At 73.8% G+C, this 26,975-nt stretch carries 25 protein-coding genes and 1 pseudogene; 8 read left to right on the forward strand and 18 right to left on the reverse strand.

All coding sequences use genetic code 11. The features are described 5' to 3' along the window. Positions 1-108 precede the first annotated feature (108 nt). From ABT092_RS09430 to ABT092_RS09455, 6 genes are all read right to left on the reverse strand, one after another. Positions 109-1,329, reverse strand: a complete 1,221-nt coding sequence (locus ABT092_RS09430) for a hypothetical protein (protein WP_351241605.1) — start codon at positions 1,327-1,329, stop codon at positions 109-111. A 136-nt stretch (positions 1,330-1,465) separates the two neighbouring features. Beyond that, entirely contained in the window at positions 1,466-3,652 is a 2,187-nt protein-coding gene (locus tag ABT092_RS09435; RefSeq protein WP_351241607.1) for a hypothetical protein, read from the reverse strand. Beyond that, positions 3,649-3,963, reverse strand: coding sequence for a hypothetical protein (locus ABT092_RS09440; protein WP_351241609.1), 315 nt, complete (start codon positions 3,961-3,963; stop codon positions 3,649-3,651). Before ABT092_RS09440 ends, ABT092_RS09435 begins: the two co-directional genes overlap by 4 nt. Next, positions 3,960-5,432, reverse strand: a complete 1,473-nt coding sequence (locus tag ABT092_RS09445) for a PrsW family glutamic-type intramembrane protease (protein ID WP_351241611.1) — start codon at positions 5,430-5,432, stop codon at positions 3,960-3,962. Before ABT092_RS09445 ends, ABT092_RS09440 begins: the two co-directional genes overlap by 4 nt. Continuing rightward, positions 5,429-5,776, reverse strand: coding sequence for a hypothetical protein (locus tag ABT092_RS09450; RefSeq protein WP_351241613.1), 348 nt, complete (start codon positions 5,774-5,776; stop codon positions 5,429-5,431). The genes ABT092_RS09445 and ABT092_RS09450 overlap by 4 nt, the downstream gene beginning before the upstream one ends. Before the next feature lie 66 nt (positions 5,777-5,842). Continuing rightward, complete coding sequence (locus ABT092_RS09455; RefSeq protein WP_351241615.1) at positions 5,843-7,168, reverse strand: hypothetical protein; 1,326 nt, start codon at positions 7,166-7,168, stop codon at positions 5,843-5,845. A gap of 142 nt (positions 7,169-7,310) precedes the next feature. On the opposite strand from ABT092_RS09455, the gene ABT092_RS09460 reads away from it, so the two are divergent. Continuing rightward, a complete protein-coding gene (locus tag ABT092_RS09460; protein ID WP_351241617.1) occupies positions 7,311-7,736 on the forward strand; it encodes a DUF6417 family protein in 426 nt (141 codons plus the stop codon). A 14-nt stretch (positions 7,737-7,750) separates the two neighbouring features. Here ABT092_RS09460 and ABT092_RS09465 read toward each other — a convergent pair whose 3' ends face one another. Beyond that, complete coding sequence (locus tag ABT092_RS09465) at positions 7,751-9,190, reverse strand: chondroitinase-B domain-containing protein (RefSeq protein ID WP_351241619.1); 1,440 nt, start codon at positions 9,188-9,190, stop codon at positions 7,751-7,753. 576 nt (positions 9,191-9,766) lie between these two features. Between ABT092_RS09465 and ABT092_RS09470 the strand changes: the two genes are divergently transcribed. From ABT092_RS09470 to ABT092_RS09485, 4 genes are all read left to right on the forward strand, one after another. Then, on the forward strand, positions 9,767-10,615 hold the full coding sequence (locus ABT092_RS09470; RefSeq protein ID WP_351241621.1) for a DUF8832 domain-containing protein: 849 nt from the start codon (positions 9,767-9,769) through the stop codon (positions 10,613-10,615). A 30-nt stretch (positions 10,616-10,645) separates the two neighbouring features. Then, positions 10,646-11,176, forward strand: a complete 531-nt coding sequence (locus ABT092_RS09475) for a carboxymuconolactone decarboxylase family protein (protein ID WP_351241623.1) — start codon at positions 10,646-10,648, stop codon at positions 11,174-11,176. A gap of 84 nt (positions 11,177-11,260) precedes the next feature. Continuing rightward, positions 11,261-12,535, forward strand: a complete 1,275-nt coding sequence (locus ABT092_RS09480; protein ID WP_351241625.1) for an MFS transporter — start codon at positions 11,261-11,263, stop codon at positions 12,533-12,535. A 163-nt stretch (positions 12,536-12,698) separates the two neighbouring features. Beyond that, a complete protein-coding gene (locus tag ABT092_RS09485; RefSeq protein WP_351241627.1) occupies positions 12,699-13,490 on the forward strand; it encodes a nucleotidyltransferase domain-containing protein in 792 nt (263 codons plus the stop codon). A gap of 46 nt (positions 13,491-13,536) precedes the next feature. Here the strand turns inward: ABT092_RS09485 and add are convergent, their stop codons facing one another. The 11 genes and pseudogenes from add to ABT092_RS09540 all read right to left on the reverse strand — a co-directional run bounded on the left by add (position 13,537) and on the right by ABT092_RS09540 (position 23,605). After that, positions 13,537-14,538, reverse strand: a complete 1,002-nt coding sequence (gene add / locus ABT092_RS09490) for an adenosine deaminase (protein ID WP_351241629.1) — start codon at positions 14,536-14,538, stop codon at positions 13,537-13,539. 29 nt (positions 14,539-14,567) lie between these two features. Continuing rightward, a complete protein-coding gene (locus ABT092_RS09495) occupies positions 14,568-15,518 on the reverse strand; it encodes a nucleoside hydrolase (protein WP_351241631.1) in 951 nt (316 codons plus the stop codon). Further along, a complete protein-coding gene (locus ABT092_RS09500) occupies positions 15,515-16,840 on the reverse strand; it encodes an FAD/NAD(P)-binding protein (protein ID WP_351241633.1) in 1,326 nt (441 codons plus the stop codon). The genes ABT092_RS09495 and ABT092_RS09500 overlap by 4 nt, the downstream gene beginning before the upstream one ends. A 135-nt stretch (positions 16,841-16,975) precedes the next feature. Further along, positions 16,976-17,533, reverse strand: a complete 558-nt coding sequence (locus tag ABT092_RS09505) for an NUDIX hydrolase (protein ID WP_351241635.1) — start codon at positions 17,531-17,533, stop codon at positions 16,976-16,978. A gap of 27 nt (positions 17,534-17,560) precedes the next feature. After that, complete coding sequence (locus ABT092_RS09510) at positions 17,561-18,841, reverse strand: UbiD family decarboxylase (RefSeq protein ID WP_351241637.1); 1,281 nt, start codon at positions 18,839-18,841, stop codon at positions 17,561-17,563. Continuing rightward, a complete protein-coding gene (locus tag ABT092_RS09515; protein WP_351241639.1) occupies positions 18,838-19,365 on the reverse strand; it encodes a phosphoribosyltransferase in 528 nt (175 codons plus the stop codon). The genes ABT092_RS09510 and ABT092_RS09515 overlap by 4 nt, the downstream gene beginning before the upstream one ends. A gap of 56 nt (positions 19,366-19,421) precedes the next feature. Continuing rightward, positions 19,422-20,606 carry an IMP dehydrogenase gene (gene guaB / locus ABT092_RS09520; protein WP_351241641.1) on the reverse strand — a complete coding sequence of 395 codons (1,185 nt, stop codon included), beginning with the start codon at positions 20,604-20,606 and terminating at the stop codon, positions 19,422-19,424. Continuing rightward, entirely contained in the window at positions 20,603-21,163 is a 561-nt protein-coding gene (gene folE / locus ABT092_RS09525; protein ID WP_351241643.1) for a GTP cyclohydrolase I, read from the reverse strand. Before folE ends, guaB begins: the two co-directional genes overlap by 4 nt. Beyond that, positions 21,164-21,823, reverse strand: a pseudogene (locus ABT092_RS09530) (7-carboxy-7-deazaguanine synthase QueE); the annotation flags it as partial. It lies immediately after the preceding gene. A gap of 110 nt (positions 21,824-21,933) precedes the next feature. Then, entirely contained in the window at positions 21,934-22,302 is a 369-nt protein-coding gene (locus tag ABT092_RS09535; protein WP_351241645.1) for a 6-pyruvoyl trahydropterin synthase family protein, read from the reverse strand. Next, on the reverse strand, positions 22,238-23,605 hold the full coding sequence (locus tag ABT092_RS09540) for an MFS transporter (protein WP_351241647.1): 1,368 nt from the start codon (positions 23,603-23,605) through the stop codon (positions 22,238-22,240). The genes ABT092_RS09535 and ABT092_RS09540 overlap by 65 nt, the downstream gene beginning before the upstream one ends. Before the next feature lie 300 nt (positions 23,606-23,905). On the opposite strand from ABT092_RS09540, the gene ABT092_RS09545 reads away from it, so the two are divergent. The 3 genes from ABT092_RS09545 (at position 23,906) to ABT092_RS09555 (ending at position 26,939) form a co-directional block, all read left to right on the forward strand. Further along, the gene (locus tag ABT092_RS09545) at positions 23,906-24,358 is read left to right on the forward strand and encodes a DUF6027 family protein (RefSeq protein ID WP_351241649.1); all 453 of its coding nucleotides are present in this window, start codon (positions 23,906-23,908) and stop codon (positions 24,356-24,358) included. Positions 24,359-24,489: 131 nt separating this feature from the next. After that, the gene (locus ABT092_RS09550) at positions 24,490-25,911 is read left to right on the forward strand and encodes a sulfatase-like hydrolase/transferase (protein WP_351241651.1); all 1,422 of its coding nucleotides are present in this window, start codon (positions 24,490-24,492) and stop codon (positions 25,909-25,911) included. After that, positions 25,908-26,939 (forward strand): dimethylarginine dimethylaminohydrolase family protein, encoded by a 1,032-nt coding sequence (locus ABT092_RS09555; RefSeq protein ID WP_351241653.1) that lies wholly within the window; start codon positions 25,908-25,910, stop codon positions 26,937-26,939. Before ABT092_RS09550 ends, ABT092_RS09555 begins: the two co-directional genes overlap by 4 nt. The last annotated feature ends 36 nt before the right edge of the window (positions 26,940-26,975 follow it).

Below are 26,975 nucleotides of genomic sequence, written 5' to 3' on the forward strand. Positions count from 1 at the left end.
GGCGCCCCCCCGGTGCTGGCTGACGCCGCGCATGGGGCCGGGCGTGCCCCCCCCGGCCCCGCCCGCGCCGGCACGACGGCCGCACCCGGTCGGCCCGGCGGCACCGGCTCAACGCCGCGAGCTGACCACGACCGCCGGACCGGCCGGATCGGCGTCCGGGCCCGGGAGCTTGCCCGCCACGTCGAGGTTCCGCCCGCGCGCGGTGATGTCCACCGCCGCGAACTTTGCGCCCCCGGCCACGTGCAGGTCCAGCGACGTCCACGACGAACCGGTGCGCTGCCACACCACCGGAGCCACCGCGCCCCCGCCCTCGGCCAGGACCACCGGTGCGCCGCCGCTGACGGCCACCGACCGCAGCGGGGTCACCCCCTGCGGCAGCGGCACCTCCCGCCACTTCCCGCCGCGCAGTTCGCACACCAGACCGCGCGCCGGCGCCCCCGCGGCCTTGGCCCGGCCGACCGCCCACACCCGCCCGTCCGGCCCGGCCGCCACCCCGTTCAGCCGGACCCGCTCCGTACCGAGGTCGGGTGCGGGGGCCTTGCGCCACCCGGTGCCGTCGTAGTGCAACAGGACGGGCTTGGACCAGGCGTCGTTGAACGCCTCGCCCACGGCCCACACGTCGTCGTGGGCGAGCGCGGCCACGCCCGACAGGCTCCAGTTGCCGCCCGGACCCTCACCGACGTCCGGCAGCGCGGCGGGCGTCCACCGCCGCCCGTCCCAGTGCTGGAGCTCGCCCACGGCCTTGACCATGTACTCCGGGTCGGGCACGGCGGACCAGCCCGCGGCCCAGGCGTCCCCGGCGCCCCGGACGTCGACGGAGAGGAACCCGGCGGTCATGGTCTGCGCCGGCACGGGCGCCGTCGCGGTCCGCCAGCTCCTGCCGTCCCACCGTTGGGTGACGATCCCGCGGGCCTGTTCCGCGTAGTCGCCGACGACCAGCGCATTGCGCGGCGAGGAGGCGTCGACGTCGTTGAAGCGGACGTCGTACGACGCGGGCAGCGCGGCGGTCGGCAGCGCCTTCCACTCGCCCCCCTCGCGGGCGTCGCGCTCCCAGAGCGTCGGGACGGTGCGGAAGAACCCCTCGCTCCCGCGCTCGAAGCGGATGCCCGCCGCCCAGGTGGTGTGGGGCGCGGGACGGGTGACGGCGAAGGCGTGCGCGTCGGACCCCGCCCCGGTCACCTCCGACGTCGTCCACGCCCCGCGCGCCCGGGGGTCGGAGGGCGACGACGGCGGGACGGCGTACGCCGCCGTGGCCGCCGCCACCACGGCCACGGCCGTGCCGAGGACGAGTGCGGTGCGGCGGAAGCCGGTGGGAGTGGATGCGGTCATGCTCGGGCCTTTCGGAGGACGTTCGGTGGTGCGACGCACCCGGGTCCGCCAAGCCGACCCGGGACGGCCCGCCCGGCCCCCGTGGTTCCCCGAGGCGACCGGACGTACCGCGTCACCCGTTCCTGTCCGCTGACGATCACGGGTTCCCGAAGCCCCGGCACCCGTCCTCCGCGTCCGCCGCCGTCCTTCCCGTCCGTCTCCGAGGCCCGCCGGTGGCGGCCCGGCGCAGGGGGCTGGCCGGTGCGGAGCGCACCCGTCGCCGTCGCCACCACCACAGGGCCAGGGCGACCAGCGGCACCGGGAACAGACGGATCGCCCAGGCCCCCGGCGACACGGCGCCCCGCGCCGCGCCGGACCCGTCCGCCGCCTGCCGGGGGGTGGGGGCGCCGAGCCAGACCGCCTCGTCCGGACCGCCGGGGGAGGGGGCGTGCAGGGAGCCGGCCACCCGCGCGGGCAGGGCGTCGAAGTCCGCGTCGAACGCGTCGCCGGAGAGCCTGCGGAGGGGCACGCTGGTGAGGTCCACCCCGCCGTAGGTGTACCGCTGGACACGGGTGGTACCACCGCTGGTGGTCCGGTCGGTGACCTCGTACTCGCCCTCCGTGTACGAGACCACGAACTCGTCGAAGACCTCGCGCGGCTCCCAACCGTCCGTCAGGCGCCACTCGGTGACGTCTCCGGAGTCCACCAGCGCGCCGTACGTGGTGTCCTCGCCCGTGCTCAGCTCGCGGTACCACTCCGCGGCCACCCGGGCGAGGTGGACCCGGCGCAGGGCCGCGTACTCGGGGGCGGTGTTGACGGCCTTCCTGAGCCCGGGGAGGACCAGGGTGCGTTCCAGGTGCTCGTGGCGGGCCTCGGCGGCCGGGTCCTGCCCGGGGCAGTCGGGAACGCCCGCGGTCCTCCCGGCGGACGTCACCTGCTCCGTCTCCATCTTCACGTCGAGGGGGGCGTCCAGGATGTACAGGGCTTCGCCGTCCTGGTGGATCGAGGCCGGCCCGGGAACGATCCAGTTGCGGGACGACACGCAACCCTCCTGGACGCCCTGCCAGTACCGCTTGCCGAGCGCGGTGCGCGGATGGATGATTTCGCCCACCGTCCGCTTCATCCGCAGGTCGGCCTCCAACAGGACGCGCCCGGCGTCCGTGCGGCCCAGTTGCTCCTCCACGATGCGGTCCGGTTGATGCGGGTGGAGGTTCACCCAGAGGTCCTGCCGGGGGAGGGAGAGCCAGACGAAGAAGGCGTCCGAGGACTGTTGGGCCGCGTCCATCCCGGTGTCCGGACGCAGGTCGCCGTGGACGGGGTCGCGGTCGGTGCGGAACGCGTACTGGAGCCCGCTGCCGTCTCCGGGGTCCGACAGATAGCGCAGTTCGACGCTGGAGAAGTCGATTCCGCCCGTTTTCGAAACCGGTTCCGTCAGGGCCTTGACCAGACCGCTTTCGGTCGCTCCGGAGTCCGTACCGCAGCCGTCCCCCCGGGAACCGGGGCGTGCGGTGAGCACCAGTCGCAGACCGAGGCTCCGCTTGCCGCAGGAGCCGCCTCCGCTCACCCGGAGCAGGTGCTTCGCCTTCTTGACCGTCGCGTTCGCCCGCCGGGCCTTCGCGTACTTCCGCTTGCGGTTGGCCTTCTTGAGGGCGGCCAGCTGATCCTTCTCCCCGGCCACCTCCCGCTGGAAGGTCGGGTCCCGGGTCGCGGCGTTCGACGCCTCGTCGAGGAGGTTCTTGAACCGTTGCCGGTACCCCTTCTCCCGGTACACCGGCCCGTGGAACACGTCGGTGTGCGGAGGCACCGCGGGAGTGCACTTGCCCTTGCACGGCGAGAGGTCGGCGTAGAGGGCGAAGAGGCGGGAGGTCGGGACCCGGAGCTCCAACATGTCCTTCAGCACGCGTTGCTCCGCGTGGTCTCCCTGGAAGACGATCTCGTCGCCGCGGAAGACGGACCGGTCGTTGCTGCGCTTGACGACCAGGAAGCGTTCGATCCCGGGCCGCTCGTCCATGCGGAGTTGACGGTGGAGTTCCGGGTCGCCCTCCTTGAGCTCGGCGACGTCGACCACCTGGTGCCCGGACGTCCGCAGGTCGTCCCGACCCGTGATGTCCACGAACCCGAGGGCCATCACCCTTCCCGAGTGCTGGGAACCGGACAGGTTCCTGGCCCACCGGGCGACATGGGCCATCCGTCCGATCGGGTTCCGGTACAGGTCCTCGATCCGGGACCAATCCGCCCCGCCCGGCGCCGCCTCCCGGGACAGGGCGGGCGAGGGCGGCGCCGTCAGGAGCGCGAGCAGGAGGACGGTCAGCAACCCCGGCAGAGCGGCCCCGGCGCGGCTCACCGTTCGTCCCCGGCCTCGTCCGACGTCTCCGGGTCGAAGACGCGGTCGATCAACCGGAGGTCCGCGGACCGGGAGTCCGACCCGACCAGGGCGCGGGCGACCCGGAGCCCGACGGCGATCACGACCGCCCCCCACACCGCCGCGCAGGCCCCACCGGCGACCGCCTCGGAGCACTCGCCGATCCACAGGGGCATGCCGCCGTGGTACGTGGGGGCCGCGCACATCGCCGAGGCGGCCGCGGGCGCGCCGAGCACCTGGGCCGCGGTGGCGAGGGCCAGGACGGACAGCCGTACGGCACGGGAACCGGTCATGACAACGCCTTCCGGGCGGTGGGTGCGGGGTCGGGAGAGCCCTTGAACGCGTGGACCCGGGCGCGGAGGCGTTCTTCGGACGGGACGGCGGAGTCGACGCCCGGGCGCTGACGGTGCCAGCGCTGGACCGCGAGGTCGAGTTGCGCCTGTTGGAACCCCTGGAGGTGGCGCAGCCCGGCGATGCCGTCACGGCGCCACACCCGCAACTCCAGGAGGAGGCGACGGCGCGGGGAGAGCAACAGCGCCACCTCCGGTCCGGTCACGGCGCCGTGGCCGCCGGCGGCCTCGGCCGCCAGGGCACGGGCGGTTCCCGCGGCCTGGGCCCGCAGACCGCGGTGCAGGACCAGCACGCACGCGGCCACGAACGCCCCCGAGGTGATGACCGTCATCACCGGAACGCCGATCAGCAGCCCGAGGACGTCGTTCGGGTACCAGTCCGCCCGGAGTCCGTCGAGGTGCATCAGCACCACGTCCGTCTCGGCGTGCCCGCCGACCGCGGCGGCCAGCCCGCCGCCGACTGCCAGCAGCCGGTCCCGGCGGCCCGCCAGCCAGCGCGCCGCCCCGATCCCGGCGCCCGCGAGCGCGGTGAACGCCGCGTGCACCGTCAGCAGCCCGACCACCTGACGGTCCCAGAACTGGGTGGGGTGGTGGTCCGGCGAGATGAGGCCCAGGTAGTGGACCGTCTCCGTGAGGTTGAACCCCAGCCCGACCGCCGCTCCGAGGACCGCTCCGGAGACCACGCCGTCGATGTGACGACGGAAGAGCAGGAAGAGGACGGCCACACCCGCCGCCTTGCCCAGTTCCGTCATCACGGCCGTGCCGAGGGGGAACAGGGTGTAGAGCGTGCGCACGCCGTCCAGGGGGTGCTCCGGGACGGTGGACGTGAAGTGGCCCGGCACGGTGCGCTGGAGCCATGTGATCATCACCAGGCCGAAGCCGCCCCCGACCAGCGCGCCCCATCCGAACCCTGCCAGCAGCAGCCGGCCGGGCATCCGCCGGTAGAGCTGGACGCGGTGGACGAGGAACAGTGCCGCCGCGGTGCCGGGCAGGCAGAGCAGCACCTGCGGCAGTCGGTCGGCCACCGCGGCCAACGGCATGATCGAGAAGGGCAGCAGCAGGGCGCCGAGGATGCCGAACCCGCAGGCCCTGAAGGCCCGTTCGGGGAGCGGGGCGGCGTGGGACCGGGCGAGCAGCAGACCGAGACCGAGCAGGACGGCAAGGCCCCAGCCGGCCGGTACCAGCACTCGGGTCAGCCGGAACGGCAGGGGCTCGGGCAGGAGGAACAGCTTCAACCAGGGTGAGTGCGCGGTGGGTTCGGGCGCGGCCCAGAAGAGGACCTGCCCGGCCGCGTACACCAGGGACAGCCCCAGGGCCACGGCGATCGCCGCGGACAGCCCGTCCCGGGCGGGGCGCGGGGGTCGTTCGCCGTGCGCCGGAGACGGAGAACGGGCTTCGGACGTGGTGGTCACGGCGCACCGCCGATGTTCGGGAAGTCGGACGGACCGGGGAAGGAGGTGGGCAGGTTCGGCACCCCGGTCGGCAGCGGGGCGGGCCGGGGGGCGTCGGGGCGCCCGGTCGGCGGCGCGCCCGGCAGGACCGCCTCGGTGGGGAGGGGCGGAACGTCGGTGGGGAACGGCAACGCCGGGGTTCCGGAGAGCCCGAGGGCGACCGCCACGGCGGCGGCCGCGACCCCGACCGCTCCCACGGCGGCCATCAGCGGCACAGGGGTCTCCTCCGGGGGCGCGTGCTCCCGCGCCCGTTCGTCGTTCGCCGGCCGGTCGGCCGAGCCGTTCCGTTCTGCGGCAGCTGTCATGGTCGCCCTTCGACGTCGGTGTGTGGTGCCGTCGGCCCCGGCGCGGGGGGCCGGCCTGGTGCCGGCTCAGCCCGCGCCCAGGACGTCCGCCGCCCCGGAGACGAGCCCTTCCAGCAGGTCCTCGGCGCGGCTCGGGCCGGTGATCCGGTCGATCCGCCGTGTCGCCTCGGTCGTGAAGTCCAGGTGCAGGAAGCCGTGCCGGTCCAAGGCCGCGTCGACGGCCTTGCGCAGTGCGGCCCCCGACACCGTGCAGGCGCCGCGGACGGTGGCACCGGGGCGGGCGGCCGGCAACCGGACGGTGCACGAACCGAGTTCCTCGTGGACGAGGTTGTCCAGCAGGAGGCGACCGCCGTCCATCCGCTTCGCACCGGTCAACGCGAGCCGGTACGAGGCGGTCACCGACTCCTTGGGCATGCGGTTCGTCAGGGCGACGGCCACGACGACGGTGTGGCAGCGCACGCCGCACTCCTCGTCGGTGGTGTCCGACAGTTGCGCGGCGGTCGGAGTGGTGCTGACCGGCACCGTGGCCGGGAGGGCGCGGAGCGCGGAGCGCATGTCCGCGTAGCCGGCCCGCGCGCTCGCCGTGTCCTCGGCGCGCACCGTCAGAGCCGCGGCAGCCGCGTCCGACATCGTCTCGTGGGGCCCCGCCTGGCTGTCGTGCCGGAAGCCGAGCCCCGAGTAACCGAGCAGCCGGTGCGGGGTGTCCGCCGAGAGCCAGTAGGTGCCGCCCCTGGTGGTGCCGTCGCCGCGGACGGGCACCGCCACCGCGTCGGTGGGAACCCCGGCCGGGCGTCGGAACCGCCCCGTCGCCGAGGAGGGCATCGGCGACGGACCGGTGGTGTCCTTCCCGGTGCCGCTCGCCTTCGAGGGGGCCAGGGCCGCGCCGAGTGCCGCGGGTGCGAGTCGGTCCAGTCGCAGCCCGAGCACCTCATGCGACCCGTCCGGCCGGCGGACCTCCCGCCAACGTCCGGCGTCCGCAGCGGGGTTCTCGACGCCCATCGTGTGCAGCATCGCCCGGTCGGCCTTGGTGAACAGCGTGGTGCCCGAGACCAGCATCACCTGAGCGGTACGTCCGTTGGCGGACATCGTGCCGAACACGTCGCCGTTGCCGAGGGAACGGAGTTCGGCCGTGACGGTGCTCCACGGGTCGTCGGCCGTCGTGCCGTCCGGGTTGCGGTGGTACTGCCGCCACGACCCCGACCAGTCGAGGGCCGCCGCCCCTGCGACGACGGCGCCGACCGCCGCCAGCGACGGGCGCGCAGGGGAGCGGTCGTCGTCGGCACCGGGTCCCGAGCACGCGGGGAGGAGGAGCACGGCGGCGAGGGCGAGGGGGCCGCAGGCCCGGGCCCCACGGCTTCGGGCACGGGGCCCCGGTCCGGTGTCGATGCCCATGTGTGCTCCCCGTCCTCCGGTTCCGCCCCGTGCCGGGCACCCGCCCGGGGTGCACGGTGGTCGGGGTCGTTTCCGTTCACCGGATCGATGACCTCGACCTGGAGAACGCCGCGGGCCGCACGGAGTCACGCTTCCGGAGCCGATGAACCGCGCGGAGCGGACCGCGGGCGGGGACCGGCCCGCGGTGACGTGCCCGGAGAGCACCCTCGTCCGGGGGAGAGCTGACGGCATCCGCTGGCGGGTGCGCACCGCGGACTTCGACCCCGTGACCAACCGCTGGTGCATGTATCTGATGAGACGTCACATCAACGCGGTGGCCTACGCGTTCTCCCTCCGCGGCCTCCGCGGCCTCCGCGGCCTCCGCGGCCTCCGCGGCTCGGCGTCCGAGGCCCACCACTTCGCCCGTGACTACGGGGTGATCTACCGGACCGAGCCCGAATCGGGGGGTGCCGACCCTGGTGGCCGTCCCCGGGCTGCGGCCGGTCCGCACCCAGCGCGCGAGCCGTACGCGTGCTGCCGCCCGGCGTTCGCCCCGGGCGGCGGCGCCCGGGGCGAAACGGCCCGCTGAACGGGCTCGACCGCTCAGGCGGCGTGGGGGCCCACGTCGGCGGCGGTCAGCGGGGAGCGGAGCGGCGCCGACGTCGTGTACTGGTCCGAGCCGATGTCACGGCTGCTGCCCCGCGGATGGCCGTCGAGGTCGTCGGTCACCGGGTGGGTCGTCGGCACGGCGGCGCCGATGGCCGGGCTGCCCGACGACAGGCGGTGCACCCCGTCGGCCCCCTGCTGGAGGCGGGGGTCGGTGCGGACGAACCCGCCCGGGGGGACGGTGCCGTCGGCCGCCCCGCCCCACAGCAGGTTGCCCTGCCAGGTGAAGCCGGTGTTCTGCCGCAGCGCCACCAGGCTGCCCGCGTCGGCGACCAGGATGTTGTTGCTGAGGACCACGTCCCGGGGCTCGTGGGCGCGGTCCTCGCCCACCAGGGTGCGGGCGTTGCGGACCAGGCTGTTGTGGGTGATCAGCGCCCGGTCGCAGGCGTCATTGCCCCGTTGCTGCGCCGGGGGCTCGCCGGGGACGTGGTCGCGGACCGTGCCGCTGCCGATCACCAGGGCGCGCCCGGACAGCCCGGTCAGGTGGTTGTTGAAGACCTTGTGGTCGTTCCCGTAGAGGCGGATGCCCTCGACGCCGCCCACGAGGTGGTTGCCGTGCACGAGGGTGCCGTTGCCGTGGCGCAGCACGATGCCCCCGGCGCAGTCGCGGAGGGTGTTGTGACGGACGGTGTTCCGGGAGGACTTCACCGAGATGGCCTCGGGGTCCCCGTTGCACTGTTCGAAGAGGTTGTACTCCACCACGGCCCCGGCGTCGTCGAGCGCCCGGTGGCTGACGCCCAGCCGGATCGCCTCGCCGCCGTTGGTTCCGGGGTAGGTGTGGCGGGCGAAGTGGTTGCGGAGCACGGTGAGGCCCCGGGCCATCGTCTCCCGGTTCGGGTCGGTGGGGGCGTCGGGGCCGTCCGCGACGAGGAACACGCCCTGGGTGGTGCGGTCGTGGAAGTGGTTGCGGTCGACCTTGACCCCGTTCGCCTTCACCACGACCCAGTCGACGCCGGCGAGGTCGGCGAACTTGAAGTCGTTGCGGGTGAGCCGGATGTCGGAGCAGTCCGCCGGGATCACCAGCGTCTGGCGCTGACGGAAGGCGAAGCCGCTGATGGTGACGGAGTCGGAGTTGCCAAGGACGAAGCTCCGGTCGCCCTGGAGCAGGGCCCCGCCCCGGCTCTGGGAGACGATGGTGAGGTGCGTGCCGGCACCCCGCTTGCCCGAGATCCGGATGCCTCCGGCGGGCACGTCGTAGGTGCCGTTGGCCAGGACGATCCGGTCGCCGGGTGCGGCGCGGTCGATCTCCCGCTGGAGGTCGGCGAGGGAACTGACGGTCACCGTGGCGGCTGAGGCGCCGGTGGTCAGGGCGGTGACGGAGCCGGTGGCGAAGGCCGCGCCGAGCAGGGTGCCGGTGAGGAAGGTTCGTCGCTGCATGATGCCTCTCGTGCCTGGGGAGCCCGTGGTCTCCCGGTGGACGGGTCCGTGGTCGGAGCCCGCCACGAGGGAGGAGGGGGCGGCGACGGTTCCCGTTCCCCCGACGGGCCGTTGGTTCTCCCCCGCTCCGGGCCCGCCCGCGGCGGTGCCCGCCCGGGCCGGGTGCGGGTCGACCGGGTGCGGGAGGGCGGTCCTCGGTGCGGGCCCCGGTTGGCCGGGTCTTCCGCCTCCCGGCGGGTGGTGTTCCGGCTGTCCGGCTCGCGTTGCCGTGACAGCGGACAGGGTGGTCCGGAAGCTGTCCGGCGAGCACGTTCCCCGCTCGCCGGAGAGCCGCCCCCTCCTGGAGGACCTGCATGGCGAACGAACCCCGCACCACCCGGGGCGGCCCCCTGGCCGGCTCGCACACCGTCCCCACGAGGCCCACCGCGGCGGCACCCCGCTGAGGGGCGCCGCGCCGCGGGGCGCCCTCTTCGGATCTTCGGCGCCGAAACCCTTCCTGCATACCCCTGGGGGGTATATAGTGGTGATCGTTCCGAACGGAAGACGCCGACCGGCGCAGCACACCGAGGAGACATCATGGAGAACCACTCCGGACACGCCCAGGCCCACCACGGCGGCCACCACGGTCACGGCGGGGCACGACCGGGCGGACTGTCGGTCTCCGAACACGGGTACACCCTGGAGCTCGACGCGACGATCCGGACCGCCGGTGTGCAGCGGATCGCCTTCCGGGTGCTCGGCCCCGACGCCCGCCCGGTGACCTCGTTCGTGGCCGAGCACGAGAAGGAACTGCACCTCATCGCCGTCCGCCGGGACACGGCCGGCTTCCAGCACGTGCACCCGGTGCGGGACGGGGAGGGCACCTGGAGCGTCGAGCTGGCCCTGGAACCGGGGGACTGGAGGATCTTCGCCGACATCCACCCGGCCGGACACGACGGGACCCTCACCCTGGGGGCCGACCTCGCGGTCGCCGGACCGTACGACCCGCGACCGCTGCCCGAGGCCGTCCGCACCGCGCGGATCGGGGAGTACACCGTCACCCTCGACGGCGAGCTGCTGCCCGGCGAAGCCCGCGCACTGACCCTCACCGTCCGTCGCGACAACCGCCCGGTCACCGACCTCCAGCCCTACCTGGCCGCGTACGGGCACCTGGTGGCCCTGCGCGTCGGAGACCTGGGCTACCTCCACGTCCACCCGGAGGGCGCGCCCGGCGACGGCACCACCGCACCGGGCCCGGAGATCGCCTTCGTGGCGGTCGCGCCCTCGGCCGGCACCTACCGCCTGTTCCTGGACTTCCAGCACGAGGGCGTCGTCCGGACGGCCGAGTTCACGGTGCCGACCGGCACGGCGGCCCCCCACCCGACCCCGGCCGCCCGGACGGCGTCGGGACACGACGGCCACCACCACGGCCACGCGCACCACTGACGGCGTGGACGCCACGGAAGGAGGGCCCTCGTGCCCCGTCTGACCCGACTCACGCCCGACACGGCGGTCGGCACCTCGCGCGACCTCCTCGCCGACCTGACGGCCCGGCACGGCCACACCGGTGACATGGTCGCCACCATGGCGCACTCCCCGGCGGTCCTGGGCGGATACCTCCAGCTCAGCCGGGCCATGGGACGGGCCAAACTCGACCGCGGGACCAGCGAACGGATCTCCATCGCCGTCCAGGCCCGACAGGGCTGTCGACTCTGCCTCGACGCGCACGTCGACGCCGCCCGCGCCCGGGGAGTGGACGAGGACGAGATCGAGCGGGCCCGCAGGGGCACCTCGGCCGATCCCGCGATCGCCGCGATCATCGCCCTCGCCCTCCGGGTCCACCGCGAGCCGACGTCCATCACCGACGAACAGGTCGACGCGCTGCGTGCGCACGGCTACAGCGACCGCGCCATAGCCGATGTCGTCGGCGTCGTCGCACTCAACGTCCTCACCGGCGCCTTCAACCTGCTCGCCGGTCTCACACCGGAGAGCCGCACCGGTGCGTAGGGACACCCCCGCCGCCCGCACCCGCGGGGCACGGACCCCGCCCCGGGGCCGTGCCCCGCCGCATGGACACGGAAGGAACCCGCCATGCGTCTGTTCGCCGTCCGCGACTACCGCCACCTCTTCGGCGCCCAGGTCATCGCCCTGTTCGGCACCGGACTGACCACCGTGGCCCTCGGACTGCTCGCCTACGACCTCGCCGGCCCCCGCGCCGGCATGGTCCTCGGCACCGCCCTGACCATCAAGATGGTCATGTACGTGGTCATAGCCCCGCTGGCCGCCGCGTACGTCGACCGCATCTCCCGCAGGACCCTCCTGGTCCTCCTCGACGTCATCCGCGGCGCGGTGGTCCTGGCCCTGCCGCTGGTCACCGAGGTCTGGCAGGTCTACGTCCTGATCGGCCTGCTCCAGGCGGCCTCCGCGGCGTTCACCCCCACCTTCCAGGCCGTCATCCCCGACATCGTCCCCGACGAGGCCGACTACACCCGGGCCCTGTCCGCCTCCCAGGTCGCCTCCACCATGGAGAGCCTGCTCAGCCCCGTCCTGGCCGCCGTCGCCCTGACCTTCCTGAGCTTCGACCGGCTGTTCCTGGGCACCTCCGTCGGTTTCCTCGTCTCCGCCCTGCTGGTCCTGGCGACGCGCATCCCGAACGCCCGACCGGACACCCGCACCGGGGCCCGGGACAGGGTGACGGGAGGCATCAGGACCTTCTTCCGGACACCGCGGCTGCGCGGCGTCATGGCCCTCAACCTGGTGGTCGCCTCGGCCGGCGCGATCGTCGTCGTCAACACCGTCAACCACGTCCGCGACGAGCTCGGCGGCTCGCAGTCCGACGTCGCCTGGTTGCTCGCCGCCTCCGGCACCGGAACCCTGCTGGCCGCCCTCGCCCTGCCCCGGGTGCTCGACCGGATCGCCGCCCGCACCGTCATGCTGACCGGCGCCGGGGTCCTCGTCGTCGCCACCGCCGCCGCCGTGACGCTGCGCGCGGCCGGCGCCCTCGGATGGACCGGTACGGCGGTCGTCTGGGCCCTCGTCGGCATCGGCACGGCGCTGGTGATCACACCGACCGGGAAGGTGCTGCGCTCCTCCGTGGCACGGACCGCGATCCCCGGGGCGTTCGCGGCCCAGTTCTCCCTCTCCCACCTGGCCTGGCTGATCACCTACCCCGTCGCGGGGTGGCTCGGCACCACGGCCGGCCTCGCCCCCGCCTGGTCCGTCCTCACGGCCCTCGCCGGCGCGGGAGCCGTCGCCGCCCTCCTCCTGTGGCCGCGCCACGAGGGCCCGGCGACCACGGCCCCGGTGACCACCGACCGGTACGGCTCCGCGACGCGGGACCGGTCCGCGCTGACCAAGGCCGCCTGAGCCGCACGGCGCCCCGATCACGGTCCGGCCGGCAGCACCCGCTGCCGGCCGGACCGCGGCTCGTTCCCGGCCGGGCGGAGGGCCGTTCGGGAGAATCCGAGTTGTGGTTCCCGCCTGACGGCCTGTTACGTTGGTCTGCTTTGCTCCGACCGGAAGGAAAGCGATGGAAGCCCCCGCCCTGCACAGCGAGTTCCTCGACGACGTGCTTCCCCGGATCCGACAGGACGCCCGGGTGGCCGGCGTCGCGATCACCGGGTCGCTCGTGGGGGGCCGCCCCGACGTCTACTCGGACGTCGACCTGGTCCTGGCCGTGGACGACGAGGCGTACGACGCGGTCATGAAGGAACGGCTCGCGCTGATCGGCTCCTGGTCCGCGCTGGTGGCCGGCTTCACCGGGGAACACGTCGGCGAGCCCCGACTGATCGTCACCCTCGTCGGGCCGCCCCTGCTGCACGTCGACTTCAAGTTCGTGCGGGTGTCCGACTTCGCCGAGCGCACGGAGGACCCGGAGGTCCTGTGGGACCGGGACGGCAGCCTGGCCGAGGCCCTCGCCGGCAAGCCCCCCGCGCCCCCCTCCCTCGACCTCCAGTGGTTCGAGGACCGGTTCTGGATCTGGGTGCACTACGGTGCGACCAAGCTCGGCCGCGGCGAACTGTTCGAAGCCATCGGCTTCCTCACCTACCTGCGCGAGACCGTGCTCGGCCCCCTGGCCGCCCGGCGCGCGGGAGCGCCCCCCCGCAACGTGCGCCACCTCGAAGCCGTCGCCCCCGAGGAGGCGCGCGCCCTCCGGGCGACCCTGTGCGGGTACGACCGGCACGAGGCGGCCCGGGCCCTCCTCGCCACGGTCGACCTGTACCGCCGGTGGTCCGACGCCGATGGAGCGGTCGTGGCACGTCGCCACCAGGCCGAGGACCTCAGCCTGCGCTACCTCCACGAAGTCATCGACGGACTCTGAGACCGGGATGGCGCGGAGGACCGGGTCGCGCCGGTCCTCCGCGCCGTCACCCCTGCGTCCGCGCCGCCCCCACCGCACGCTCCGGCGGAGCCTTCGGAGCGAAGGCCGCGGCGAGGGCGTGCCGCTGGACGCGCTCCTCGTCCTGCGCGGTCCAGCCCGACACCTCGCGCAGGACCCGGAATTCGCGGCCCAGGGTGGTCGCGCAGGTGGTGCGGGCGTCCGTGCTGATGGTCACCGGAACCCCTCGGGCCAGGAGGCCGGCCGCGGGGTGCCCGGCGAGGTCGGGGGCGGCCCCGGTCTGGACGTTGCTCGTCGGGCACATCTCCAGCGCGATGCGCTCGCTCCGCAGGCGGCGCAGCAGCGAGGGGTCGCCCGTGCAGCGCACACCGTGCCCGATGCGCCGGGCGCCGAGGACGTCGATCGCCTCCCAGACGCTCTCGGCACCGGCCGCCTCACCGGCGTGCACGGTGCAGGGGATCCCGGCCCGGTGCATGAGGTCGAAGGCGGGGCGGTGCGGTGCACCGGGGTGGAGCCGCTCGTCCCCGGCGAGGTCCAGCCCGGCCACGGCGTCGCGGTGACGCAGGGCCGCCTCGGCGACGGCCTCGCTCTCCTCGGGGCTCTGGTGGCGCAGACAGCTCAGCAGCAGGGCGGTGCGGACGCCGGTGGCCCTCCGGCCGTCCGCCAGGCCGCGGGCCACCGCCCGCACCGCGTCGTCCAGCCCCATCCCGTGCCGCCCGTGCAACTGCGGGGCGAAGCGGACCTCGCCGTGGACCACACCGTCGAGGGCCCAGTCCTCGACGAGTTCACGGGCAGCACGGGCGAGCGCGTCGGGCGTCTGGAGGACCTTCAGCGGCAGCTCCAGGTGGGTGAGGAAGCGGGTCAGGCTCCCGCACCTGGCGGGGGCGACGGCCAGTTCCTCCACCGACCCGGTGAGCGCGAGGCCCTGCTCCTCGGCGAGTGCGCGGAGGGTCGCCGGGCGGACCGAACCGTCCAGGTGGCAGTGCAACTCGTAGCGGGGACCCGGCGGTGTGCGGATTGCGGGGTTCATGGCGTTCTTCCCGGGGCGGTCGGTAGGGGTCATGCGCGCGGTGCGGGCGCGCACACGTCGAAGAGGAACTGTTTGAACCCGGTCTCGCTGACCCGGCGCACCAGGGTGACGTTGGGCGCCGGAGCCGAACGGCGCCGGTCCACGATCAGCTGCCCGCGGGTCTCGTCGCCGACGGCGACGTCGACGTGCACCCGCTCCGCTTCGGTGACGAGGTCGGGCCGCAGGGCGACCGCCATGGCGACCGGGTCCGGCAGGTCGTAGCCGGCGAGCCCGGTGACGTCCCGGGCCCACGCGGCCGCGGTGCGGTTGATCCGGTGGGCGAAGGTCGCCATGGGGGTGCCGGCGCGTTCGAGGCGCAGTTGGTCCTTCGGGGTCATGACGGCGTCCTTGCGCGACACGTCCCAGCCGATCCAGGTGACCTTGTCCGGCGTGGCGGACTGCAACACGACGCGGGCGGCCTCGGGGTCCGCCCAGACGTTGAACTCCGCGGTGGCCGAGATGTTGCCGCACCCGTCCGGTGCTCCGGCCATGCAGTAGACGTGCCGGTAGAGCCGGAACAGGTCGCGGTCGCGCACGAGCGCGGCGGCCACGTTGGTGAGGGGGGCCAGGGTGACCAGTGTCAACTCACCGGGGCACTGCCGCGGATAGGAGGACAGGGCGTCGACGGCGTGCCCCCGCTCGGGGGCCCGACGGGGGTCCGGCAGACCGATGTCGCCCATTCCGTCCGCGCCGTGCACGTGCTGGGCGGTCGACAGCGCACGCGTCAGGGGACGCTCGCACCCCGGGTAGACCGGGACGTCCCGGGCCCCGGCCGTCTCCAGGGAGATCAGCGCGTTGCGCGTGCCGACGGCCAACGGCACGTTCCCGGCGACGGTCGTCACGGCGCGCACCTCGGCGAGGCCGCCGGCCGCCGCGAGGAGCAGGGCCACGGCGTCGTCGGAACCGGTGTCCGTGTCGATGAGCAACGGGAGCGGGGTCACCACTGGTCCTCCGGAAGGGGGTCGGAGACGTTCCCCGCCGCCCCACCGGCGTGCGAGGAGGTGCGGGGGGAGGGGCCGCGGGGGCCGGTCAGTTCGCCGACGACCGCCTCGGCGACGGCCGCGGCCTGCTCCCGGATCTCCGGGACGGCGGTGCTCCCGGGCAACTCGCCGAGGCGCGGCGCGCCGAGCGTCCACAGCGGTCGCACGGAGCGTCCTTCCGCATCGCGCAACCGCCCCCGGTCGGTGGACACGCCGGTGCCGAGCGGACCGGGCACCGCGCCTCCCGCGTCGAGCAACCCGCGCCACAGCGGATCGGCGGTGTCCCGCCGCAGTGCCTCCGGATCGGTGCAGTCCACCACCCATCCGACGGTGAGCTGCCGTGTCCCACCCCCGTCGGTCAGGTCCACGGCAACGGTGAGCGAGCCGCCCGGACGGTCGCGGGCGCCCGCGAGCCGCCCCGCGTGGGTCCGCAGGCGCCGCAACCGGCGCATCCGGGAGAGGTCCCGCGCGGTGGCCGGTGGCAGCCGGTACGGGTGCGGGTCCCACGGCGGGTCGCTCCGCTCCGCGGCCCGGTCCTCGGGGCGGGGCCGCGGCAGACGACCGTGGGGCGAGAGCGCGTGCACGGTGCGGCCCCGGCGGTCCAGCCGCAGGGCGAGGTCGACGGCGACCGGACCGGTGCCGACCAGCAGCACGTCGTCCGTGCGCCCCGCGCCCAGTGCCGCGTCCAGCGCACCGGGCGACCAGGGGGAGAGCACCAGGCGGTCGCTTCCGCGCAGTACGGTGCGGGCCCAGTCGGCGGAGGCCGGACCCGGACCCGTCGCCAGCACCACGCAGTCGGCGTCCACCGGGGGACCCTCCGCCAACTCCAGCCGGGCGCTGCGCCCCGGCCAGTGACAGCCGGTGGCCCGGGTGCGGAGCCTGCGGACCCCGACCGTGCCGTGCGCCGCGATCACGGCCCGGCCGAGGACCTCGGCCAGGTAGGCGCCGTACCGGTACCGTTCGACGAACTCCCCGGCCCCGCCCTGCGGGGAGCCGTGCCGGCACAACCAGCGCACGAAGTGCCCGGGGTCGTCCGGACGGCAGCTCATGGCGTCGGCGGGCAGATGGAGCAGGTGCCGGGGGTCGGCGGTGGCGTAGGCCGTGCCGCGGCCGGCTTCCGGCGCCGGATCGACCAGCACGACGTCGAAGGCCGCCGGGGCGCCGGGGGCGCCCCGGCGGCGCACCGCCTCCTCGCAGAGCTGGATCGTGACCATGGCGCCGGCCGCGCCCGCTCCGACCACGGCGACCGTCCGGTGCGGTGGCGCCGGCCGTTGGCCCGTCATGGTCCGACCTCCTGTCGATTGCGGATGGGGCCCGGACCCGGCCACCGCGGCTGCACCGGGCGTCGCGGTGGCTCAACGCCGCAGCCGGCAGCCGGCGACGGCCGGCCGGTGGGCGGCTCCTTCACGGGCGGGGGGTCACGGGAACGTCGGCGTCCGGTTCCGGGCGGGGACGGTCGCGCTTGCGGACCCGCCCGGGACGCTGATGCTGCGGTCCACCCGGTGGGCGGTCATGGAGATGCCGTCGACGGACAGCGCCCGGGCGATCTCGGTGTCGCGGTACGAGGCCACTCCGGCATCGGTGAGGATCTGCAAGTCCGTGGAGTGCAGGGGGAGTTCCCCGATCCTGACCTGTCGGACCGCTCCGACGTTGTGACCGTCGAATCCGGTGGGCACCCGGTACGGGCGGTCGGCGAGGAACCCGAACAGCATCAGGTGGTAGCTGCCGTGCGCCCAGGTCCCGGTGAACTCGTAGACGGCGAAGGGGGAGCAGGCGGCCACCCGGCAGCCGGTCTCCTCGGCCGTCTCGCGGATGGCCGCCGCTCCGGCGCTCTCGCCCGGATCGATGCCGCCGCCCGGAAGCAACCAGTTGCCCGCGTAGGGCCCCTTCAACTGGTGGACGAAGGTCATGGTGCCGTCCGGCCCGGGGAGGACCATGAGCGCCACGGGCAGGATCCGGGAGAAGCGATCGGTCACGGTGCGGTGTCCTTCGGGATCTCGGCATCAGTACTCGACGGGGCGGCCCGTGGGCGGGATGACGAGTGCGAGGCCGACCCGCTCGCCCTCGACCCTGCCCTTACGGTAGTAGGGCTCGCGGTGGGTGACGAATCCGTGCGTCGCCAGTGCCTGCGCCACGTCGTGGAGTGCGGGCCCGCAGATGACCAGCTTGGAGCGGACGTCGAACTGCATCGCCTCGCGCACGAGTTCGAGGCTGGGGTGCTCGGACTCGATGAGGGCGAGGAACTCCCCGCGCGCCGCCAGCGAGTACCGGACGTCCGTGACGGGAAGCCCGCGGGCACGCAGATGGGCGTACATGAGGTACTCGTTCTGGAAGCCCATCAGGGTGAGCCCGGATTCGGCGCCGGCCACGATGCTCGGGAACGGGGCGCCGGGCCGAGCGGTGACCCCGGTGACCTCCAGGACGTTGCCCCGGCGCTCCTCCACGTAGTAGCCCTTGAACTCGCCGAACGGGCCTTCGGGTTCGACCCGGTGGTGGACCAGGCCGGTGATGACGTGGGTGGCCTCCACCGGCACCGGGGGCGAACCGCCCACCCGGACGTCGGCGCGCAGCAGGCGCGAGGCGATCTGGTAGTCGTCGCCCGTCGCGGGCAGTCGCGTCGCCGCCACCACGGCGTACAGCGGGTCTGCCCCGAGGAAGACCGAGATCGGCATGGGGCGACCCGCGGCCTCCCACGCGTCCAGGTTGCGGTGGGCGTCGGTGCGCCGGTCCAGGAAGATCCGGGCACGGTGCGCGGACACCACCTGAACGCAGTAGAACCCCAGGTTGACGGCGGAGCCGTCGGGCCGGGTCGTGACTCCGATGCCGGCCGTGACGTACCGACCGCCGTCGCCGGGTCGGTGGTGGAGCACGGGCAGGTCGTCGAAGCCGTCGAGCTCCCGACGGGTGGTGTCCCCGCCCGGATCGACCGTCACCCGGTGCGGTGCGCCGGAGAGACGGGCGGCCAACTCGGTCAGGTGACCGCCCTCGTCCGCGCCCAACGCGGCCAACAGGACGGCCCGGGGGTAGGGATGGCCCAGGACGCGGCTGCCGGGACGGTCCGTGATGTCCGTGAAGACCGTGGTGGGCCGCGTCCCCCAGCGGCGTTCCAGCTCGGCGAGCGTCCGGGCCACCTCGATCACCGAACTGCGGGGCGCGTCGCAGGCGTACAGGTCGGTGGCCCCGTAGCACGGGGGGAGCCCGACCTCGGCCGGCACCACGGGACGCAGCCCGCTGCGGGCGAGCTCCTGCGGGTCGGGCCCGGCGGGGGAGGGGCGCACGCTCACCCCTCTTCCTGCCGGAGGACGAGGGGACGGACGTCGGCCGTGCGGCCCCAGCCCCGTTCCCACGGGAACACGATCCAGTCGTCGATGACCGCCGGGCAGTGGTCGGGACGGTATCCCGAGCGGTGGTTGCGGACCAGGGCGGCGAAGCGCAGGTCCGAGGGGTCCACCCCGAGTCCGAGCAGATGGTCGCGGACCAGGTCCGCGGTGGCGCCCGTACCGACGACGTCGTCCACCACGAGGACCTTCGTGCCCGGGCCGACGCCGGGCAGTTCGGCGGACTCCAGACGCGGCGCCAGCTTCGCCGCGTACCGGGCGTCGCTCTCGGTCCGGCGCACGCGCACCGTGTGGAGGACGGGCACGTCCAGGACGCAGGTCAGATGGCTCGCGGCGGGCAGGCCGCCGCGCGCCACGCCGATCACCACGTCGGGCACGAACCCCTCCCTCCGGATGCCGTCGGCGATCCGGGCGAGCAGGGTGCCGAGGTCCTCCCAGCCCAGTTCGTAGGGACCCTGTCGGGTCCACATGCCGGGCACCTCCCCGGGGACGGCGCCGCCCGGGTCCGGTGCCGGTCGGTGTCGGCTCATTCCCCCACCGCCCTGGCCACGTGGTCGATCGCGATGTGCTCCGTGCGGTTGCGGGCGTGCGGTCCGTTCTCGCCGCGCCCCGCGTCGGTGATCCGGATGAACTCGGCCCGCTCGCGGAACTCGTCGAGGCAGGTGGCGCCCGAGTAGCTCAGCGCGGACTGCACGCCCCCGGTCAACTGGCGCAGGGTCGTGGTGAGGGGGCCGGTGTGGGGGAAGGTGGCCTCCACGCCTTCGGGAACGTAGTCGTCGACCTCGGCCCGGGTGATCGGCAGTCCGGCGGCCCGCCGCAGGGTCAGGTCCATGCCGAGCGAGACGAATCCGTTGCTGGTCCTGTAGTGACGGCCGTCCCGTTCGACCGCCTGCGCCTCGCTCTCCTCGGCCCCCGCGAGGAGGCTGCCGAGCATGACCGCGCGGGCGCCGGCCGCCAGGGCCTTGGCGATCTCCCCGGCGTGCCGGATCCCGCCGTCGGCGATCACCCCCACGCCGTGCCGGGCCGCCTCGGCGGCGCAGTCGAGGATCGCGGTGAGCTGCGGGACTCCGGTGCCGGCGACCAGCCGGGTGGTGCACACCCCGCCCGGTCCGATGCCCACCTTGACCAGGTCGGCTCCGGCCTCGACGAGGTCGCGGGTACCGGCGGCGGTCGCGACGTTGCCCGCCACCAGCGGCAGGCGCGGGTACGCCGTGCGCAGGGTCGTGACCGCGGCGAGCACCTGGTCGCTGTGGCCGTGGGCGACGTCGACCACGAGCAGGTCGGCCCCGTGGTCGACGAGGCGGGCGGCCCGCTCCCGCCAGTCGCCGGTCACGCCCACCGCGGCTCCGACGAACAGCCGCCCGTCCCCGGACCGGGTCGCCCCGGGGTCGGGCGGTGCGGCCTTGACCGCGTCCAGTTGTCCGGTCTGCTGGTCGACGGTCTGCATCCGGTGGAGCACGCCCAGCCCACCGCAGCGGGCCATGGCGGCGGCCATCCGGTCACCGGTGCACCACTGGGTGTTGGCCGACAGGACGGGAACCGCCAGTCGGACTCCGGGCAGGAGTTCGGTGGTGAGGTCGGCGTGCCGACGGCTGCGCAGGGCGGTCCGCTGCGGGACGAGGAGCACGTCGTCGAAGCTCAGACCGGTTCGCAGGGGATGGGAGGTGCGCACCTGGTGTTCGGTTCCTTCCTGTGCGGCGTCCGTGGTCATCGCCCGCCGCCCGGGGCGCGGGCGGGCTGGAGCGCGAGGAACTCGGTCCGTGCGGCGGCGGGGGCGAAGCTGCCCCGCCAGACGGCCGTGGTCATGGTCGCGGGGGTGCGGATGCCCCGCATCGCCATGCAGAGGTGCTCCCCGTGGCACACCACGGCGACGTCCGGCGAACTGGTGAGCTTCTCGACGGAGTCGGCGATGTCGGTCGTCAACTGCTCCTGCAACTGGAGTCGGTGGGCGTGCTGGTGGGCGATCCTGGCGAACTTGCTCAGGCCCAGCACCCGCCCCCGGGGGAGGTAGCCGATCGTCACCTCGCACGAGAACGGCAGGAGGTGGTGCTCGCACAGCGACCAGAGGCGGATTCCCGATACGGAGACGGTCTCGGCGCTGGTGGTGCACTCGAAGGCGGTGTTGAGGGTGCCCGGGTCGTACTCGGTGAACTCCCGCCACCAGCGGGCGTAGCGCGCCGGTGTGTCGCGCAGTCCTTCGCGCTCGGGGTCTTCGCCGATGGCGACGAGGAGCTCCCGCGCGATGCGTTCCAGAGGATCCGGTGACATTCACACTCCCCGTCGATTTCCCCAGAGCGTCACGTGCAGCCTTCCGGTCAGGTTCCACTTGCGTTCGGCCACCGGTTCCGCCAGCAGCCGGAGCACCCCGGCGATCTCCTCGGGTTCCTGGCCGCAGGGCATGATCCAGACGTTGTCCAAGGAGAACCGCTCCGTCAGCGCCTCCACCTCCGCCAGGTCGACGGGGCCGGTGCAGACGAACTTGAAGCAGGTCCCCTCGATCCCCGCGAAGGCCCGGAGCGCCGCAGGAACGATCCTTCGGTCCGCCGCCACCCTGGAGTGGGCGAGCTTGGGCGAGACGTTGAACCGGACCCCCGCCTTGACCAGCGCCGCGGCGGGCACCACGGTGCCGTTGGTTTCGATCTCGATGTCGATGCCGTGCGCACGGATCTCCTCGACCACGGGGAGCAACCGGTCCTGCTGACTCAGCGGCTCGCCCCCGGAGACGACGACCAGACCGGTGCCGAAGCCGAGGAGCCGCCGGACGACCTCGGTGACGGCCATCGCGTGCAGTTCCTCCGCCGGCCGGAAGGCGGTCCGGCTCTGTGAGACCCCCTTCCAGTCCCAGGTGTACGGGGTGTCGCACCAGTGGCAGGTCAGGTTGCACCCGCCGAGCCTGAGGAAGGCACACGACCTCCCGGTGGACGGCCCCTCGCCCTGGACGGATCAGGTGGGGCCGAAGATCTCGTTGACGACGAGCTTCGACCGTTCCATGTGCCTCACCCCTTTCCCGTTCTGCGAGGTCGCGGTGGACCTCGCGATCAGCCGGCGGGCCGGTAGGTGGCCCAGGTCTTGGGCGTCTCCGAGACCCGGACCGCGGTCATCTCGGGGATCTCCTCCCGCCAGTTCTCGTAGATCCACATCGCGATGTTCTCGGCCGAGGGGTTGCGGTCCGTCATGACGTCGTTGAGGTGGCGGTGGTCCAGGAGTTCGTCGATCCACTTCTTGAGCACGTCGAGGTCACGGTAGTCACGGACGAACCCGGACCGCGACAACTGCGAGGAGGGCAAGGACAGTTCCACCATCAGGACGTAGTTGTGCCCGTGCAGCCTCGAACAGGGGTGGTCAGCGGTCAGGTGGTCCAGCCGATGGCTCGCGGAGAAGTGGAATTCCTTCGTGATGGACAGCATGGTCACTCCCTTTCGCGCCGTGTACCCGGGTGGTGAGCACGGCGAGGCCGGCAACCGTGAGCGTGCCGAGCAGGATCGAGGTTCCGGGCGAGGCCGTGCGCTCCGGGCTGGCGAGCGCACCCGCGACCAGCGGCCCGAAGCTGGCCACGGTCGCCCCGAGCTGGTAGGTGACGGCCAGTGCGGAGTAGCGGTGTCGGGTCGGGAACCGCTCCACCAGGAAGGCCGCGATGCCCCCGTACACGGCCGCGTGACCGACGCCCATGGCCAGCGTGAAGGTGAGCACGACCAGCGGCGTGCTGCCCGAGGTCAGCCAGAGCGGCGCCGGAAGCGCCACCAGGGCGCACAGCGCGTAGCCGAGGACGATGATCCGCCGACGGCCGAACCGGTCGGACAGCGCACCGAACACCGGTAGCAGGGCGGCTTCCACCAGCGCGCCGACGATCAGGCCGGTGAGCAGCTGGTCCCGGTCGGCCCCCCGGGCTGCGGCGTGGGCCGGCAGGTACACCGAGAAGGCGCTGACGATCATCGCCAGGCCCAGTGAGGCGAGCGCCCCCCGCGCCACCGCGCCGGGCCGTTCCCGCACCACCTCGACGACCGGCACCCGGGGCGCCGGACCGTCCCGCCGGTCCCGCAGGAACTCGGGGCTCTCGGCCACTCCGCGCCGCACGAACACGCCGACGACCACGAGCAGGCCCGAGGCGAGGAAGGGCAGTCGCCAGCCCCAGGAGAACAGGTCCTCCTCGGGCAGTTGGGTGACCAACGCGACCATCGCCGTGCTACCGGCCAGGCCGAGCGGGAACCCGGCCGCCGCGAAACTGCTGTACAGCCCGCGCCGGTGGGCCGGGGCGTACTCGGTGGTCATGAGCACCCCGCCGCCCCACTCACCGCCGATCCCGATGCCCTGCATCACCCGGAGGGTGACGAGCATGGCCGGTGCCCAGACGCCCGCCTGTTCGTAGGTGGGGAGCACCCCCACCAGCAAGGTGGCCACCCCCATGATCATCAAGGTCAGCACCAGCATCGACTTGCGGCCGACCCGGTCCCCGAAGTGGCCGATGACCACGCCCCCCAGGGGCCTGGCCACGAACCCCGCGGCGTAGGTCGCGAAGCCGGCGAGGGTGGCCGCCGTCGTGGACTGCTCGGGAAAGAACAGCGGTCCCAACAGCAGCACCGAGGCGGTGGAGTAGAGGTAGAAGTCGTACCACTCGATGACGCTGCCGATGGTGCTGGCGACGAGCACCCGCCGGGTCATCGCCCCGCGGGGTCCGCCGACGCCCGCGGGTGCCTCCCGGGTGGACGTCACGCGCACCGTCCGGGCACGGGGTGCCGTGGTGCGCGACGCGGCGGGGGAATGCTCACTGCGCCCTGTCCAATCTGTCGGGAGGCGAAACGCGAGGAGGGCGTGCCGAAGCCGGGGTGGGAGCGGGAAGGAGCGCGAGGCGGTCAGCGGGGCGACCAGCGGGCGGAGCCACGTTCTTTCTGGTCTACCGGCCTCGAATCCCTTTGTCCAGCAAGCACCCGAGCGGAACCGAAGTGCCTTGCGCACCCTGCTGGTTGAGCGTAGAACTCGTGCTTCCTGACGGAATCCGGAAGGGAGCTCAGGGTGGCGGACGAACAGCCCACGGGCGACGTGTGGACGGACCCGGACGGGCACGACGTCATCCGTCTCCGCCGCTGGAAGGGGACCTGGGACGCGGACGACCCGCACGCCAACTTCAAGTCCGACGTGGTGGGATACGGGCTCCTCGACCCCCTGGAGACGGTGCGGGGCATGTCCCGCAACCTGTCCCTCCCGATCGGCGCGATCGCCCGGTACGTGCTGGCGAAATGGGCCACCGGAGGCAGCGGCGGACTCCTGGAACTGGGACCGGTGATGGTGCACCGGCTGTGGGCCCCGGTGGCGGAGGCGGAGCGCGCGGACAGCGACGAGCAGCGGTTGCGCGCCTATCACCAGCTCCGGCAGATGCTGGCCTGGCTCAAGCTGCCCCTGGACGACCCGACCGTCTACCCGCCGCAGGCGGAGGACCGGGAGCAGGACCGGCGAGGGCCTGACTGAGCCCGACCGCGCCCGGAACCGATGTTCGACCGGGCCCTCTCCCCGGTTGAACGGCGCCCGTCCCGCGGCGGACGCGGGACCGCTCGACGCCCCTGCACGAGCGCAGACCCCTACTGGAGGCGGAGGCCATCGTGCACGATTCCAGCCACTACGACCATGTCGTCCTCATCTCGATCGACACGCTGCGCAGCGATGCGCTGTCCGTCCACCCGCATCCGCTCTGGCCCCACAAGTACCCCGGCGCCCACGCCGTACGAACGGCGCTCCTGGACGACCTCGCCCGCCAAGGGGCCTACTTCCCCAACGTCATCAGCGCCGCGCCGTACACGGCCGCCTCGCACGGCGCCATCTTCACGGGCCAGTATCCGCTGCACAACGGGCTGCACGAATTCTACAACGGCACCCTGCGCGCACCCTCGGTGTTCACCTACGGACGCCGGGCCGGCCGTCGCACGGTGATGAAGGTGGACTTCCCCATCATCCTCGGTCCCGAACTCGGCTTCACCCGGGACGTCGACACCTATCTCGTCGAGGACGACGACGCCTTCGTCGAGGCGGTGGCCGGCGCCCCGGCCACCCTGGCCTGCGCCCACTTCGGGTCGGTGCACCTTCCCTACGGCTTCCACAACCTGGCCCTGGGCGGGGACGCGTACCGGGAGAAGGTCGCCGAGCTGGAAGCGGACACGCCCCCTTCGCTGCCCTTCGTGGACCGGCTGGTGGAGAGCCACCGCGGCCCCGAGGACACCGACCTGTTGATGCGCTACAAGCGCGCGGCCACGCATCTGCACGCCGAGAAGCAGTACGACCGGCTCTTCCAGCTCTACCTGGACGGGGTCGAGCACTTCCTGGCCACCCGTCTCACCTCCTTCCTGGAACGTCTGCGCGAGCGGGTCGCCGCCACCGGGAAGCGCATGCTGCTGGTGCTCTTCGCCGACCACGGCGAGGAGTTCGACGACCAGACCAACGGCCACTTCAACTCGATGTCCGAGGGAGTGCTGCGGGTCCCGCTGATCGTCTTCGGCGACGGAGTGGTCCCGGGAACGCACGAACAGCGCATCCGCACCGTCGACATCGCCCCCACGGTCCTGGAACTGGCGGGCGTTCCCGCCCCCGCCACCGGCGTCTTCGACGGCACCTCACGGGCCGGCGTGGTCCGGGGCGAGGAGACCCTCGTCGGCGACGCCCCCGCCCTCGCCGAGTCCTACAACGCCGAACTCAACGACTTCATCGCCTTCCAGGAGGAACAGTTGAGCGGGGGCACGCCGCAGCCGCTGCGCCACTTCCTGGTCGGGCACGCCGCCTACCTTGGCGACCGGAGGGTGGTCCGGATGGTCCGGCACTACTCCGAGGCGTTCCAGCGGGCGGCACGGCAGGACCACACCTGGGTGGAGCGGTTCGACGGCTCCCGGGTGCCCCACCCGGACGCCCGGGACGACGGCGCTGACCTGCTCGCCATGCTGGAGGACTACCGCAGCGCGCTGCGCGAACCGGAACAGGTGCCCTTCACCGAGGAGATGCGCGCCCAACTGCGCTCCCTCGGCTATTCGGTGTGAGCGGAAGGGAGACGATGGACGCCCCCGCGCGGCGCGAGCCGCCCAGCACCCTCGGCGGCCGCGGCTGGGTGCCCCGCGGGTACGACCACCGGGCCGAGGTCACGGCCGGCCGGATCTGGTCCCGGTGCGGCTACCGCTCCGAAGTGGCCCCCCTGCGCGCGGTGTCGCTCGCCCGGCCCCCGGAGAGCTTCGCCGCGGTCACCGATCCGCAGGCCCACCTGATGGACGCCGCGGTCGACCTCGGCCGCCTGCGGGCCCAGACGGACGCCCTGGTCGCGACCTACCGGGCGCACGGCGTGACGGTGCGGCTCGCGGAGCCGCCGGCGCACTGCCCACCCAACGCGGTCTTCCAGCGCGACCTCTTCCTCGTCACGCCGGAGGGGGCGGTGCTCGGCCGTACGGCTTCGGCGCAACGCGCGGGGGAGGAGCGGTACGCCGCGGTCGCCCTGGCCGGGGCCGGCATCCCGATCCTGCACACGGTCCGGGGCGGGGCCACCTTCGAGGGCGCCGACGCCCTCTGGGTCGACGACCGCACCCTGCTGGTGGGTTCGGGCTTCCGCACCAACGGGGCCGGGGTGCGCGCGGTCCGGGAGGTGCTGCGCGAACAGGGGGCGGAGGTGGTGCCGGTACCCCTGGGACCCGGCGTCCAGCACCTGCTGGGAGCCTTCGTCCCGGTCGACCACCGGCGGGCCCTGGTCTACGCGCCCGCGGCCGGCGACCGGTTGGGCGAGGTGCTGAGGGCGCGGGGGTACGAGGTGCTGGAGTTCGGACCCGACGAGGAGGTCGTGCAGCGCAGGAGCCTGAACCTGGTGACGCTCGCCCCGGGGCGGGTGCTGATGCCCGCCGGGTGTCCGCACACCCGTCGCCGGCTGGAGGCGGCGGGCATCGAGGTGGCGGAGGCCGAGGTCGACGAGTACGTGAAGGCCGCCGGCGCCCTCGGCTGCCTCACGGGCATCCTGCACCGCGCCACGGACGAGGAATGGGCCACCGGGACCACCGAGGGCACCGGAAGCACCAAGGGCCGATGACGGCGGCCTCGGCCCGGCTCCGACCCGCCGGCCGGC

Source organism: Streptomyces sp. NPDC002490 (genome assembly GCF_040296045.1).
In the GTDB taxonomy this organism is placed as follows: Bacteria; Actinomycetota; Actinomycetes; order Streptomycetales; family Streptomycetaceae; genus Streptomyces.

What these genes read in the sequence shown, in the direction of transcription:
- ABT092_RS09430 (WP_351241605.1), bottom strand. Translation starts at nt 1,329, where the DNA reads ATGACCGCATCCACTCCCACCGGCTTCCGCCGCACCGCACTCGTCCTC.
- ABT092_RS09440 (WP_351241609.1), bottom strand. Translation starts at nt 3,963, where the DNA reads ATGACCGGTTCCCGTGCCGTACGGCTGTCCGTCCTGGCCCTCGCCACC.
- ABT092_RS09450 (WP_351241613.1), bottom strand. Translation starts at nt 5,776, where the DNA reads ATGACAGCTGCCGCAGAACGGAACGGCTCGGCCGACCGGCCGGCGAAC.
- ABT092_RS09455 (WP_351241615.1), bottom strand. Translation starts at nt 7,168, where the DNA reads ATGGGCATCGACACCGGACCGGGGCCCCGTGCCCGAAGCCGTGGGGCC.
- ABT092_RS09460 (WP_351241617.1), top strand. Translation starts at nt 7,311, where the DNA reads ATGAACCGCGCGGAGCGGACCGCGGGCGGGGACCGGCCCGCGGTGACG.
- ABT092_RS09465 (WP_351241619.1), bottom strand. Translation starts at nt 9,190, where the DNA reads ATGCAGCGACGAACCTTCCTCACCGGCACCCTGCTCGGCGCGGCCTTC.
- ABT092_RS09470 (WP_351241621.1), top strand. Translation starts at nt 9,767, where the DNA reads ATGGAGAACCACTCCGGACACGCCCAGGCCCACCACGGCGGCCACCAC.
- ABT092_RS09480 (WP_351241625.1), top strand. Translation starts at nt 11,261, where the DNA reads ATGCGTCTGTTCGCCGTCCGCGACTACCGCCACCTCTTCGGCGCCCAG.
- ABT092_RS09485 (WP_351241627.1), top strand. Translation starts at nt 12,699, where the DNA reads ATGGAAGCCCCCGCCCTGCACAGCGAGTTCCTCGACGACGTGCTTCCC.
- add (WP_351241629.1), bottom strand. Translation starts at nt 14,538, where the DNA reads ATGAACCCCGCAATCCGCACACCGCCGGGTCCCCGCTACGAGTTGCAC.
- ABT092_RS09500 (WP_351241633.1), bottom strand. Translation starts at nt 16,840, where the DNA reads ATGACGGGCCAACGGCCGGCGCCACCGCACCGGACGGTCGCCGTGGTC.
- ABT092_RS09515 (WP_351241639.1), bottom strand. Translation starts at nt 19,365, where the DNA reads ATGTGGACCCGACAGGGTCCCTACGAACTGGGCTGGGAGGACCTCGGC.
- guaB (WP_351241641.1), bottom strand. Translation starts at nt 20,606, where the DNA reads ATGACCACGGACGCCGCACAGGAAGGAACCGAACACCAGGTGCGCACC.
- folE (WP_351241643.1), bottom strand. Translation starts at nt 21,163, where the DNA reads ATGTCACCGGATCCTCTGGAACGCATCGCGCGGGAGCTCCTCGTCGCC.
- ABT092_RS09535 (WP_351241645.1), bottom strand. Translation starts at nt 22,302, where the DNA reads ATGCTGTCCATCACGAAGGAATTCCACTTCTCCGCGAGCCATCGGCTG.